The sequence below is a fragment of the Kitasatospora sp. NPDC091335 genome (genome assembly GCF_044757205.1).
Lineage (GTDB): Bacteria > Actinomycetota > Actinomycetes > Streptomycetales > Streptomycetaceae > Kitasatospora.
Genome location: NZ_JBIVUM010000009.1, coordinates 147,698 through 161,138, shown reverse-complemented (window position 1 = coordinate 161,138; position 13,441 = coordinate 147,698). Strand labels below are relative to the sequence as shown.

The following is a 13,441-nucleotide window of genomic DNA, read 5'->3' as shown; positions in this document are numbered from 1 at the left end:
GTCAAGCAGCGTGGCGAGGCCGGAAACCGGGCCAGTCATCCAGATCGGTGGCAGCCAGCTCGTATGCCTGGGCAAGCGCGTTGACCGCGTCGTCGGCCGCGTGCTTGAGCAGGTGCCCGTAGATGTTGATGGTTGTCGCGATGGTGGAATGACGCAGTGCTTTCGACACGATGGCGATGGACACCCCGGAGGTGATCATGATGGTCGCCACCGTGTGCCGCAGGTCGTGAATCGTGATCTGCGGCAGTCCGGCCTCGGCCTGGCGGCGCCGCAACTGGTCCAGGACGTACTGCGGGCGCAGCGGGGCTCCGTCGACGCCCGCGAAGACCAGTCCGCGCAACGGCGCTCCTGGAGGCAGCAGAGACCGCTGGTAGTCGGCCTGGCGCTGCAGCGCGGCCAGGACCCGCGGGTTGACGCTGACCCAGTTCCTGCTCGCCTTGGTCTTCGGCGCGCAGAGGTGAAGTTCGTTGTTGTCGATGGTGGCCAGGGTCCAGCGGACGAAGATCTTGCGCTCCATGAAGTGGACGTCCTCCCAGTGCAGCCCCAGCACCTCCCCGCGTCGCATCCCGGTTCCCAGCATCACCTCGAACACGTCGGCGACCTGGTCGCGGTAGTACAGCTCGTTGTGACGCAGGAACGCCGCTGCCTGCACCGCGGTCCAGCACAGGCGCTCGGCCGCCGCCGGTCGCGCCCCGATGGCGCCCTCGGCCGCGTTGTAGCCGATCAGACGCTCCTTGTGGACGGCATGATTCAGGGCACTGCGCAGCGTCGCCCCGAGCCGATAGACAGTCGGCGCGCCGCGCCCCTGATCCCGTAGGTCGGCTTGCCAGGCGGCGACGTGCCGGGAGCGCAGATCCTTCAACCGCATCCGGCCGAACACCGGAAGAAGCTCCTGACGGACGCACTTGCCGTAAGCCGCCGCGGTGGACGGCTTGAGCGTCCGCTCCTTCAACGCCACCCACTCCAGCAGGAACGCACCGACCGTGAGCTTGCGGTCCTCGAACACACCCGTCACCTCCGCGTTCAGCACGCACTGCAGCGCGTACACGGCATCCTCCCGTGACCCGTAACCGCTGCGCCGCCGGGTGCTGCGTCCCTCTCCGTTCGTCGGCATGTCCACCGCGTACGCCCAGCTCCCGTGCAGTTCATCCGCCGCCAGCCGCGGGCAGCGCGCCCCGATCGGACGGCGATCCGCACCCCGGCAGCCACAGCGCCGGTAGACCCGCCCACGCTCGAATTCAGCCCCACTACCCGCCATCGAACTCTCCCTTCACACAAGCAACTTCCACCACATGACTGCCCACCCAGCAGCCACAAAGTCGCACCGAGCAAAGGGGCCCGAAGCACACCCACAGCGCACGACACCACGCTCACCCCAATCCGACTCGGAGCCAGGTTTGACCAAGCGGCGCTGGGTGCGCGCTCTGCCAATCTCGTGGGCGTAGCCGCAAGAGGCGACGCATCTGGGCACGTCGGGTCGGGGGCAGCTGCCGCTCGGGCTCGTTGGCCCCCTCTCCGGCTGACGTGGTGCTCGCGGGACCGGGTGGGCTACAGACTTCGGGCCGGGGATCTCGTGACGGGGGTCGCGGGGGCACGCAGCCCGGCGTGGCCACCGAACGCCTACCGCCACAGGACCGCCTACACGGTGTCACCGAATGGCGGGGCAGCTGGGCTGGCCGTAGTGGAGTGCGCGGCGCCAGGGTGAGGTGTGTTGTCGTGCCGACGACGGAGCAACCGTGTGTGGATGCCGACTGGCCCTCGTTTGGACGGTGCGGGGGAATATGGACACGGGTGGGCGCGACCGGTCGACGGTCGGGCAGATGGTCAGACGAGCCGGTCGTGGTGGACGGTGGCGGTTTCGCGGACGAGCTGGGCGAAATGGCTTCGGCTGTGGTCCTGGTGCGCTTCGGCGTGCTCGTCGTCCCAGCCCTCCTCGTCGTCGAGTTCGTCGTATTCCTCGTGGAGGCGCCAGCAGCCGTGGATGCCGGCGAGGAGGTCTTCGAGGAGGTCGTGGGCGGGGCGTTTGGGGTCGAGCGGGGTCAGGCGCAGGCCGGTGTCCTCGGGGTCGGCGTCCGGGCCGACGTGATCGGCGAGTTCGTCGTCGAGGCCTTCGAGTTGTTCGCGCAGCCCGGCGGGGTCGGGGAGGAGGCCGTCGGCGATGTGGAGGGCGTGGCGTACCAGGCCGGTAATCGCGTCGTAGGGGGAGGTGCCGGCTTCGAGGAGCACGGTGGTGGGGGACTGGCCGGAAGCTTCGGCGGTGACCTGGGCGGCCGCTGCAAGCCAGTGTGCCGCGGCGACGGCCGCGGCGGTGGGGTCGATCTCGGAGAACAGCGCCGCAGGGCCGAAGGGGTTTTGTTCGAGCAGGTGGTCGGCGGCGGCGATCTGGACGGGGGAAGCGCTTTCCCGGCTGAGGAGGACGGCCTGGCGGGCGCGGTCGGTGAGATCGCCGAGTTCGGCGCTTTCCACGGCGGCGAGTTCGGTGATGGCTTCCGCGAGGACAGCCGCAGTGAGGTTCGAATTGTCGAGGGCGTGCAGGGCGCGGCCGGTGCGGTGGGCGGATTCGACCAGGGGGCTGTAGGAGACGTCGAGCATGCCGCCCTGCGGGAGGTTCGGCTGGGTAATGGCCTCGGCGACCTCGTCGAAGCTCTTGCGTTCCTGCTCGCGGCGCCAGCCCTCGGTGTTCGGCTCCAGGGAACCGGCGGCGCTGGCGGGGTGGGTGTAGGTGTGCCACGCGGCTTCTGACAGGTGGGTGAGCGCGCGGGTCAGGCCCAGAAGCGTCGAGGTATCTGCGTCGGCGGGGAGAGCCGTGATCCTGGTGGCGAGATCACCCTCGCCCGTTCCCCAGGTCGCGATCAGCTCGTGTCGTTCACGGTCGATGCTGTAACGGGTCATTGAAGGCATACCTCCAGAGTCTGCTGATAGCAGTGATGGCGCTATTCTGACGCTGCGCCAGCGTATTGGGACGCGGCAGAAGAGGTACTGGAGCTGGTCGAAGACCTGGGGCACGATGACGACCGAGGTGAGGCGGGCGACTGCGAACTCCACCACGGCGCCGGGCGTATCGTGGCCTTTCGCAGGTGTTCGTCGAGGCCGATCGGCGCAGTCGCGGTCTTGTCGTACAGGTCGCGGGCGAGGACGCCCAACGTCCGGTCCAGGAGATCGCGACGTTCAGCAGGCAGTGCCGTCGTCGGCAGCCGAGAGCCGGGCTGATCCTCCGGCCGGAGCAGTTAGGGGCTCTGCCCCCTCCCCCGCGACCGTCGCCCTTGGGACGCGGCGTCAGGTCGCCTCGGCCCGGCCAACGCGAGGAGATCGGTGCGGAGGCAGGCGCGGTACCGAGGAGGTCATCCATGCTGTCGCCCCAGGTGGCCGAGAGGCTGAGCAGGTGGCCATCTACCAGGTGGACGCAGCACGTGGAGATCACCTTGCAGTGCGACTTGACTCGACTGATGCTCACTGTCATTGGTCGAACAGCGCGTGATATCCGTCAATTTGTCGGTGTGGCACCGTAGTTGCGTAAGCTATGCGACATGCGATCCATCAAGGTCACGCACTCATACATGTGGCTGGAGCACAGTCGCAGCTGGGTCCTTGTCACTAACCCCGGAATCTGGAGCGAGTCACGGGGCTTGGCTGGAGCCAGCGGCGTCATGGCTACGTACGTGCCCTGGTCGAAGAGTGTGGAGGCGATCGACTTTGCCCGGGTGGCGGCTCCGGAGTGCGCCTTCCGTCTCCACGGCGTGCAGATCACTGAGCGCGGTCTGATCGGCAACAATGGCGAGCCCGGGGAGGAGTCGAGAGACGCGTATCACCGACCGGCTCCCGACACCGAAGCCTGATGGACCGGGACGCCGCGTCAGCCGAGCTGACCGGCTGGCTGGCCCAAAATGCTCTGCCGTTGAACAGCCTTGTCGCAGGAGCACCCACAGCTGACCTTCAGCCGCTGAAGGAGGTCCTCGCTGGCGTACGGATCGTGGGATTGGGGGAAGCCACGCACGGCACGCGTGAATTCTTCCAGCTCAAGCATCGCCTGCTGGAGTTCCTGGTGACGGAGCTGGGCTTCCGAACCCTGGCCATGGAAGCGAGCGCGTCGGCGGGTCCGGCAGTTGACGCCTATGTGCGCCATGGTGCCGGGGAGGCTGGCAAGGTGCTTGCCGGGTTGGGGTTCTGGACTTGGCGGACTCATGAGGTGCTCGCGGTGATCGAGTGGATGCGCGCCTACAACCGCGGCCGACCCGAGGATGAGAAGGTGCGCTTCGCAGGCATCGATCCGCAGCGGTGCGGGGGCTCGCTCGCAGTACTGGACTCATTTCTTCGCGAAGTGGCACCGGAGCGCTTGACCACCCTCCACTCTGCCCTCGGCGTGCTCTCTATGGCGAATCCGGGATCGTTCCCGGGTGCCCGGCGACTGGTGCGTGATGCGCACGAACTCCTCTACGCTCTCGATGAGTTCGGCCCTGAAGCGGCCGATGCGATCGAACATGCCCGAATCCTGGTGCGAGCCGCCGACGTGGCGACACACGCTCGTCGGCACACGGATCCGTTGCAGACCGCCTTCGCCGCACGCGATCGCCACATGGCCGATGCCATGGGGGAACTGCTTGAGGACCCGTCCGCCAAGGTCGTGTTGTGGGCCCACAACTGCCATGTCATGAAGGGCCGCCAGGGTGGCGCGGTTCCGGTGCTGGGTTGGCACTTGAACGCACGGATCGGTGCGGCCTACTACGCGCTCGGTTTGCTGTTCGGCAGTGGCGCCTTTCGCGCGCGGCGGGTGTGGCCCGGACATCGGCGATGGACGGGCGTCCCGCCCGCCGTCGGCAACCGGATCGGCCCACCCCGCCCCGCTGCCGTGGAGTCGCGACTCGCCGCCGCCTGCCCTGGGGACCATCTGGTGGATCTACGGGCCAGCGCCGATGCCCCGGCGGGCGCACAGCACTGGCTCCATGAAAGCCAGGTCATGCGAAGCTTCGGTGCGTTGGTGCCGCGTTGGACCTACCGGTTGAGCCTGACGCCGACCGTGCCGGCCGAGGAGTACGACGGACTGGCCTATGTCGCGGTGTCGTCCTGCTCCCGCCTTCTGCCGTAAACCACCTCGTGCGGCACGATTGGCAAGGGGCCGCAGGACGGTTCGGAGAGCCGATCCGTCCTGCGGCCCCCACCCTCCTGCCCGGGAGGGAGTGCCTTTAGGACATCCCGTTCGGGTAGGGGATGCTCATGAACTCCTGATCCAACTGCTGCTGATCCATCCTCAGCCACTTGTGGGCCAGTCGGTGCACCACATCGTGCGGGAGTCCGGGGTTGGGCGTGGCCACCGACGGTTTCGCGGCGGTCTGGAGCGCCCAGGCGAATCCGACGAGCGGGTTGATCTGGTTCCATCGGTCGGCATCGATCCCCGTTTCGGCCATGGCGCGAATGAAGGCGTGCCAGATGTGGTATCCGAGTGGTGCCGAGCCGTTCGGGCCGTAGTTCATGGTGTGGACCTGGTTTCCCTGTTCTTCTCGCGGATCGAAGAGAGTTCCCTGTCCGAATGTCGAGAAGGCACGGGTGAGGCCCTTGAAGTCTTCGCCAAAAAATCTGTCGAAGACTGCGAGCTCGGTTTGCGAGATGGCTGAGAGCTGATCCTTGAAATCTTTCATCCGGGCCGCGAAGCTTTGCGGGTAAGTGCCTGCGCGCATGTGGTAGCGCCAGGATGTGAGAAGCGCCCCCTCTACTTGATCGCCGAGTTTCTGGTGGAGTTCATCCATCGCCTTGGCGAAAGCGGGGACCGGGCGGTGGTAGGTGTCCTGGTCGAACGCGTGCCACAGCTCCATGGCGCGGGCGTCGTCGCGGGCGTTGGGCCCTCGCGACCGGCCTGCTGCTTGGGCGTTGGCCGGGATCGATGCGATAACCGCTCCTGCGGCGAGGCCGAGCGAAACCCGCGCCACTCCTCGCCGGCTGAGCCGGTCATTCATGGTGCCCCCTGATTGGTCGGAAGTTGGCCCGCAGCGACCCTAGCAAGGGTGTCTATATTGCATCTATATTTCCCGCAGCAGCGTTCGTGATGCCTCGATAAATGCTCTCACGGGCTTTTTGGTAGGTGCCCTAGGGGAGGAGTGTGAGGGCTCGAAAATATAGACGACGCGGCATCGTTCGGGCGTTGACGGTGCGGTGGCCGTGTGCTTCTGTGGATGGGCCTGAGCGGATATCGATGCTCGGGTGCCAGTGTGTAGATCTAGGTCACACCGAAAGGAGAAAGATATGCCGCAGGCCCTTGCTGAAATGGTCGGAGAGCTCGACCTGTCGATCGACCAGGAGGTGTTCTCCGCCCCCGGAGGCGGCGACCTCGGTGCCAGCATGGCGGTCGAGGGTGACTGGACCACGTCCACCACCTGCTGGAGCTGCAAGTGGACGTGCGACTGCCCTCCGGGTTCCACCTGCACCTGCTGACAACGGCGTGACGGGTAGTCGCCCCCCGGGTGCGATCCCGCTGCCGTGATTGCTGCCGGCCATGCGAGGCGCACCGCGCCGGTCGTCCTCGCATGGCCGGTCCGGGTTGGGGAAAGGGATGAGGGAGTTGGCGTGAAACAGGACAGTCGCCGGCAGGCGCCGCAATCACGGACACTGGTCCAGAACATCGCAGGTTCCCTGCGGCTCAGCTACCAGGCGGACCGCCGGCTCTTCGTACTCGCCGTGGGCCTGCCGGCCGTGGCGGCGCTGTTCGGCGTCGGCCAGCTGTTCGTCATCCGCGGAGCCGCCCAGGCGTTCGTCGGGCGCGGCCCCGCGCCCGACGCCAAGGTCGCCGTCGAAGCGATGCTCCCCTGGCTCGGCGCCGCGGTGGGCTTGACCATCGTCAGTGCCTCGATCGACAACATCCGCGAGGTCATCCGCGAGTTGCTGTCCGAGCACGTGAAGCGGCTGACCGCCACCCGCATGCACCGGGCGATCGCCGCACTCGACCTGATCGATTTCGACCGGCCCGAGATCCACGACCGGATGACCAGGGCCGAGGCGACGGCGGACTACCGGCCCACCCAGGTGGTACGCAGTTCCACCTCGTTGATCGCAGCGGCCCTGCGGGCCACCGCCCTGGTCGGCTGGCTCTTCCTCCTGGAGCCCCTGCTGGTGCCCGCCGTGCTGCTGACCGTGGTCCCCATCTTCTTTGTGTCGATCAGGCTGGCCGGCCAGCGCTTCCAGTTCATCGGCCGGATGACCCCGCTGGAGCGCCGGCGCCGGTATCTGGGCCAACTGATCTCCACCCGCCAACCTGCCCCTGAAGTGCGCTCGTTCGGCCTGATGGCACACCTGTCCGAGCGGTACGATCGGCTCTCGCGCGAGCGGCTGGACGAACTCAGGGCACTGCTAGGGAAGCAGCGGCGGAGCCTCCTGGGCGGGCAGCTCGCCCTCGGGCTGCTGCTGACCTCCAGCATCGCCGTCCTCGGCTGGTTCTACTACTCGGGACGGCTCGGCACGCCGGAAGTGATAGCGGCGGCGATGGCGCTGTCGCAGCTTGGGGCCCAGCTCGGAAGTCTCGGCTGGCCCTTGAGTGAACTCGCGGAAGCTGGGCTGTTCCTGAGTGACCAGCAGGACTTCTATCGGTACGCGCAGGGGACGAGCGGCGCGGACCGTGCGGGTCGGTCGCCCGAGGCGCTCGATGAGCTCTGCGTCGAGAACCTCAGCTTCCGGTACCCCGCGGCCGACCGTGACGCCCTGAAGGAGGTCACGATGACTATCCGGGCCGGCGAGCTGGTGGCCTTCGTCGGCCCCAATGGCTCCGGAAAGACGACCCTGGCCAAGATCTTGGCCTTTCTCTACGAGCCGACCTCCGGGAAAGTGCGCTGGAACGGCCTGGATTCGGCGGTCTACGACCGGGAGGCCCTGCGGGACCAGGTCACCACGGTCTTCCAGGACCACGTCACCTACCAGTTCACGGTCGCTGAGAACGTGTCCATTGGTGACGTCCGGCGTGCACCGGAACGCGCCGAGATCGACCGCGCGATCGACGAAGCAGGAGCGGAGGACATCATCGGACGCCTCCCCAACGGTGTGGACACCCAGCTCGGTCCGGAGTTCGTCGACGGGACCTCGCTGTCGGGAGGGGAAGCCCAGCGGATCGCGATCGCCCGCTCCTTTTACCGCTCCCGCGAACTCGTCATCCTCGACGAGCCGACCTCCGCGCTCGACGCGCAGGCCGACCACGCGCTGCTGAACGACATCAAGGCCCACCTGAACGGCAGGACCGCGATCGTCGTATCCCACCGGTTCTCCAACGTCCGCAACGCCGACCGGATCTTCGTCCTCGACAAGGGCGAGGTGGTGGAGAGCGGAACGCACGAGAGCCTAATGGCCCTCCAGGGCCTCTACTCCGAGATGTACACCCTGCAAGCGAGCGTCTTCACGGAGGTCCGGTGATCCCCGACAGGACGGACGGCCCCACCCGGCAGGCCGGCGAGCACCCACTGCCGCCGCGACTCGGACTCATCGAGTACTTCGACTTCGCGCCGGACCGGTCACGTCAGGAGAAACAGCAGTACGCGACGGAGGCCGCGCTGCTGGCCGACGAGGTCGGATACTCCCGGATCTGGCTCCCGGAACACCACGGACCGGCCAGCGCGTGTGCCAACCCGCTACTGCTCGCCGCGATGCTCGGCACCCACGTCCGCCGCGCCCGCGTGGGCTCGGCGGTCACCCTGCTGCGCGTACGCGACCCCTACCTCACCGCCGTCGAGGTGGGGGACGCGGTCGGACTCAGCCCCAACGGCTTCGACCTGGGCATCGGGCGCGGTGACTTCGGCGGTCCGGGCTCCGAGATCCTCGACCACCTCCGCAAGAGCGACCGGCAGTTCACGGCCGCACTGGACCAACTGCTGGAACTGCTCGACACCGGGTCGCCGGCCATCGCGCCACTGGACCTGCCCCACGAGCGCTGGATGCACGGCGCGGGCGGCGGATCCGCTGAGGTAGCCGGGAAGCTCGGGCTGAACTACTCCCACGGCCTCTTCCTCAACCCGAATCTGGACGCCTGCCTGCAGCAGTTCGAGACGTACCGCTCGTTGCGCCCGGACTCGGGCACGACCGCGGTGGCGATGACGGTGCTGACCAGCGACCGGTCCGCCGCCACGATCACCGATGCGCACCGCCGGCCCGTGGTCGTCAACTGCGCCGGCAGCGTCGAGGAATGCGCCCAGGCGGTCGTCCGGGTGCAGCGGATGACCGGTGCGGACGAGGTCGTCATCGCCGAGGTGTCGCAGGACCCCGTCGCGCACAGCCGAGCGGTCAAGGACATCTACGAAGCGGTCGCAGGGCTTTGCGGCTGAGAGGGAAGGACACCGAGTGCCAGCCGACATAGGACTGTTGCGCGTCGCCGCATTGAGCGTGGAGGAGACCTGGGGAAGGCCTGCCGCCGAAGTGCTCCGGGACCCGAGGGTGGTCACGGCCGTGGCCCTGGCCGCGGGTGCCGAGTTGGTCACGCTGGCCGGGGACCACCCGCGTGCGCAGAGCACCATCGGCCGGTACGCCAGCAGGATGGGAGGCCGCGCGACCCCCTACGGCCTGTTCGCCGGCACTGCGATCGCCGGGATCGGCGCCGTCCAACGCCTGGTCCTGGGTGACCGGGGGGGCGACCGGGCCCGGATCAGGGTGGACATCGAGGCGCTGGAAGTGGCCATCAAAGAGGCCCTGGACGAAACCGGTCCGGCCAACTGGCCGCTGCGGGTGAATCCCACCGCGCGCCGCAGCGGCCCCGACTTGCGGTACGCGAAACAGGGCGATGCCAGCGCCGACGTCGTCCGGCTGCGGGCGACCCCCGCGATCGAGGAGGTCCGGCGGATCTGCGGCGCCGGTACGGTGTTCGGCGCCGATATCATCGACGCGCTCACGGCCCGCAGCCCCGGAACCCCCCGTTCCGCAGTCGGCGCGTTCCTGGGCAACCTGGTGGACTCCGGCCTGCTGCTACGGGCGATCAACCTCATCGAGCCGGGGCGCGAGCCCGGGGACATCACCGTCGAGACGCTGGAGCGCGTCGGCAGCCACGGCCGCGCGGTGGCCGTCCGCGAGCTCCTCGACGAGGCCTGCGGGCTCCGGCCGGTCGGCCCGCATCTCACCGGGACCCTGGCCGGCGCCTGGGACAGGGCCGGCGCATCAGTTCCGGCACTGCGCGGCGTACCGACGAAGGACCGCTACCACATCGACCTGGAACTCCCGGTCCGGGAGGCGACCGTCAGTCGCGATACCGTCCGTGACCTCGAGGAGACGCTGCGGCGACTCGACGGCCTGTTCCCCGCCCCCGACGCTCTCAAGAGCGCCCGGGAGGCGTTCCAGGCCCGTTACGAGGACGCGGAGGTGCCGCTGCTCGAAGCCACCGACCAGGAGAACGGCATCCTCGCCGGCTCGGAGCGCGAGATGTCCAAGGTGGCCGAGGAAGCCGGCGTCCAGTCCTACGGTGCCGCTCCGAAGCTGCAGCTGTACTCGCCGGTCGTCCGGGCGCTGACACACTGGCTCAAGACCGGAGAGTCCTTCGACATCGGGGTCTACCCGATGGCCGAGCGTACCCCCCAGCAGTCCGCCCATGCCGCCCTCCTCGGCGACCATGAGGGCGGGTTCCACAGCGTCCTGCTCGCGGGCCACCGCCGGACACCCACCGCCCTGCTGGCACGCTTCGCGCTGTCCCGGCCGGACGCCGAACAGCGGCTGCGGGCCTGGATGGAGGAGCAGCGCGAGGCCGACCCGTCCGAGGGGGCGTCGTCCGCACCCATCCGCGCCGAACTCGTCCACGCCCCGGAAGGGCGGGTCGGAAACGTCCTGCTCCGACCGAAACTGCTCGACGACGCCATCGCGTTCTCTGGCGGCGCGGGTGGCACTCTCACCCTGGACCGGCTGCTCATTCGCCTGGTCGGCTCGGAGTTTCGGATCCGCGACGCTGAGACCGGGCGACGGGTGCTCATCGAGCTGAACTCGGCCCACAACGTGGGAGCCGTTGGCTCCCACCCGCTCTATACGTTCCTCGGCCATGTCGCGGACATCCGGCCGATCGGCTGGACTTGGGGCGACCTCGGCGGACTCCCGCACCTGCCCCGGGTGACCTGCGGCCGCGTCATCGTGGCGAAGGAGGTGTGGCACCTCACGACGGACGAGGTCCGCAAGATCCTGGGATCCGAGCGGCCGGCCGAGGACCTGCGCGCCGCGCTGGAGGGCCTCGGCGAACGGCGCTGGATCGGGGTTGGGCAGTACGACCAGGTCCTGCCAATGGACATTCACTCCAACGCGTCGGTGCGCGATGCCCTGGAGCGCATGCGCACCCGCAGCCACGTCGAGTTCATCGAGATGCCGCAACTGGAGGCCCCGGCGGTGGAGGGGCCCGGGGGCCGTCACACCGCGGAGATCATCGTCCCGCTGAGGAGCACCGTCCCGCCCGAGTCCGGTGCGGAGGTGCCCAGGGCCTTCGACCCGGAACTGGGCCGCAGGTGGACGTACTTCAAGTACTACACGGGTACCGCCGCCGCCGACCGCCTGATCGGGCGGGTGCACCGCCTGGTCTCCGACCTGGAGTCCAAAGGGCTGGTGAACGCCTGGTTCTTCTTGCGCTACAACGACGACGGGCACCATGTCCGGGTGCGGATGCGGCCGGTGCGTCTCCGGGACCGCCCCGGTGTGCTGGCGGCCATGGAAGATCTCGGCCGGGAGCTCGTGGCCGAGGGGCTGGCGTCCCGTACCGCGGCGGGCGAGTACGTTCCGGAGATCGGCCGCTATGGCGGCCCGGCCAACCTCCTGCTCGCGGAGGAGCTCTTCTCCACCGACAGCGACGACATCGCGCGGTTCCTCGCCGGCGGCCCGGACGAGACCGCGCGCCTCTACCGCGCCGTCGCGGACGTCGTTCAGTGGTGCGGCGTGCTGTTCGACGACGACGCGCAGCGCCTCAGGTTCCTCAAAGCCTGCCAGGACGGCCTGGGCCTCTCCTTCTTCAAGACGGGTAACCGGGTGGGCAGGTACCACCGGGACCATCGGGCCGCACTGGACCGGGAGTTGGCCGAGGGCGCGGTGAGCCCGGGGACCGCGGCAACACTCAAGGCGCTGATCGAATCCCTCCGTTCCACGGAGAACACCCGAACAACCATCCGTGTGCTGGCATCCGTCCTGCACATGCACTGCAACCGGATCTTCGCCTCCGATCCCCGGCGGCTCGAGTTCCTGACCCATGAACTGGCAACCCGGAAGATGCGTGAGCGTCAAGCTCGATCGGAGGCCTGAGTGTCGAACGGAACGTGTCATCATCATCATCACGAGCCGCCGGCGCCGCTCGGCACTGAGGAGTTGATGTCCCTGGCCCGCACCCTCTACAAGGACGCGCTCGAGGGCGCGGCCGGGACGGACGACCTGTCCCTGCAGCTCGACGTGACCCTGGCCCGGCTGGAGTTCGCCCGGGTGACCGGTGAGGACCAAGGCGCGATCGGCACCTTTCGGGATGCCATGGGCCTGCTGAGGGCCGGGCACGGCGCCACCCCTTGGCTGTACGGCGGTGCTGCACACGTGGGTTGGACGGCGGTACAGCTGTCCCGGGTCCACGGCGTCGGGCTGGGAGGCCTGACGGCCATCGACGACACCGTCGTGCGGTGGGTCGAGGAGTATCCGGAAGACGTCGACGTGGACCTGCCGACCGGGGTCCTCGGGCTCGGCGTCTACGGCTTGGTGCATCCCTCCCGCAACGCCAGGGAGAAAATCACATCGGGTGTCATGGACGTGATCGAAGCGCGGACCGAGCATGGGGACGGAGCGTTCATCCGGCTGGCGCCTGCCCGGTTCAGGCTCGCCGAGACTCCCCACCTGGTCGGCTACCGCGACCTCGGCATGGCGCACGGCAATGCCGGCCTCGTGTCCTTCCTCGCCTCGGTCGCGATGAGCGGCACACCTGCCCGGGAGCGGGCCAGGAAGCTGCTCGATGAATCCCTGGGATGGCTGCTGAAGCAGCGCACCGACACGGACGGCGCAGTGTTCCCGCAGGCCGTCGAACTGCGCTACGAGATCTCGCGCAGTGCCTGGTGCTACGGGGACCCAGGCATCGCCCTGGCCCTGGACGTCGCCGCGAAGGCCACCGACGACCCGGCGGTGGCGGAGGTCGCACGGCACGTCGCGGCCACCGCCGCAGTCAGGCCCGTGGACCGCACTCGGGTGGTGGACCCGTGCCTGTGCCACGGCGCCGCCGGGCTGATCTACTTCGGGAACCGCGTGCGGCGCGACCACGGACTACCGGCAGCCGATGCCGTGATCGACTTCTGGACGGACTTCGTCCAGCGCCGCCGGGCCAGAGGGGGCTTGGAGTACTACGGTCGGGAAGGAATGCGGTCGGAGCATTCGTTCCTCGAAGGAGACCTGGGGGTCGCCCTGACGCTGCTCCACCTCGCCTCGGAGGTGCCCCCGTTGTGGGAGGAGCGGCTGCTCACCGTCCCCATCGGTTCCGGTCGTGCGGAGTGAC

Annotated in this window: 10 protein-coding genes; 7 read left to right on the top strand and 3 right to left on the bottom strand. The window is 68.5% G+C overall.

The features are described from left to right. Window position 1: 1 nt before the first annotated feature. Both ACIQOW_RS20660 and ACIQOW_RS20655 read right to left on the bottom strand, forming a co-directional pair. Window positions 2-1,048 carry a tyrosine-type recombinase/integrase gene (locus ACIQOW_RS20660; RefSeq protein WP_401087012.1) on the bottom strand — a complete coding sequence of 349 codons (1,047 nt, stop codon included), beginning with the start codon at window positions 1,046-1,048 and terminating at the stop codon, window positions 2-4. 776 nt (window positions 1,049-1,824) lie between these two features. Then, a complete protein-coding gene (locus tag ACIQOW_RS20655; RefSeq protein ID WP_401087011.1) occupies window positions 1,825-2,892 on the bottom strand; it encodes a hypothetical protein in 1,068 nt (355 codons plus the stop codon). Between the two features lie 635 nt (window positions 2,893-3,527). Here ACIQOW_RS20655 and ACIQOW_RS20650 point away from each other — a divergent pair. Together ACIQOW_RS20650 and ACIQOW_RS20645 are read left to right on the top strand one after the other, a co-directional pair. After that, window positions 3,528-3,836 carry a hypothetical protein gene (locus tag ACIQOW_RS20650; protein ID WP_396253576.1) on the top strand — a complete coding sequence of 103 codons (309 nt, stop codon included), beginning with the start codon at window positions 3,528-3,530 and terminating at the stop codon, window positions 3,834-3,836. After that, window positions 3,836-5,083: an erythromycin esterase family protein gene (locus ACIQOW_RS20645; RefSeq protein WP_401087009.1), complete on the top strand. Its 1,248-nt coding sequence runs from the start codon at window positions 3,836-3,838 to the stop codon at window positions 5,081-5,083. The genes ACIQOW_RS20650 and ACIQOW_RS20645 overlap by 1 nt, the downstream gene beginning before the upstream one ends. Window positions 5,084-5,180: 97 nt before the next feature. Here the strand turns inward: ACIQOW_RS20645 and ACIQOW_RS20640 are convergent, their stop codons facing one another. Next, on the bottom strand, window positions 5,181-5,948 hold the full coding sequence (locus ACIQOW_RS20640) for a hypothetical protein (protein WP_401087007.1): 768 nt from the start codon (window positions 5,946-5,948) through the stop codon (window positions 5,181-5,183). A 286-nt stretch (window positions 5,949-6,234) separates the two neighbouring features. Here ACIQOW_RS20640 and ACIQOW_RS20635 point away from each other — a divergent pair, with 286 nt between their 5' ends. From ACIQOW_RS20635 to ACIQOW_RS20615, 5 genes are read left to right on the top strand one after another with little or no spacing between them, the layout of a single operon-like run. Continuing rightward, complete coding sequence (locus ACIQOW_RS20635) at window positions 6,235-6,423, top strand: hypothetical protein (RefSeq protein WP_396253573.1); 189 nt, start codon at window positions 6,235-6,237, stop codon at window positions 6,421-6,423. 45 nt (window positions 6,424-6,468) lie between these two features. Further along, window positions 6,469-8,385 (top strand): ABC transporter ATP-binding protein, encoded by a 1,917-nt coding sequence (locus ACIQOW_RS20630; RefSeq protein WP_401087005.1) that lies wholly within the window; start codon window positions 6,469-6,471, stop codon window positions 8,383-8,385. Continuing rightward, on the top strand, window positions 8,382-9,290 hold the full coding sequence (locus tag ACIQOW_RS20625; RefSeq protein ID WP_401087003.1) for an LLM class flavin-dependent oxidoreductase: 909 nt from the start codon (window positions 8,382-8,384) through the stop codon (window positions 9,288-9,290). Before ACIQOW_RS20630 ends, ACIQOW_RS20625 begins: the two co-directional genes overlap by 4 nt. Then, window positions 9,190-12,219 (top strand): thiopeptide-type bacteriocin biosynthesis protein, encoded by a 3,030-nt coding sequence (locus tag ACIQOW_RS20620; RefSeq protein WP_401087001.1) that lies wholly within the window; start codon window positions 9,190-9,192, stop codon window positions 12,217-12,219. Before ACIQOW_RS20625 ends, ACIQOW_RS20620 begins: the two co-directional genes overlap by 101 nt. Then, window positions 12,220-13,440: a lanthionine synthetase C family protein gene (locus tag ACIQOW_RS20615; RefSeq protein WP_401086998.1), complete on the top strand. Its 1,221-nt coding sequence runs from the start codon at window positions 12,220-12,222 to the stop codon at window positions 13,438-13,440. It begins immediately after the preceding gene. Window position 13,441: the final 1 nt, after the last annotated feature.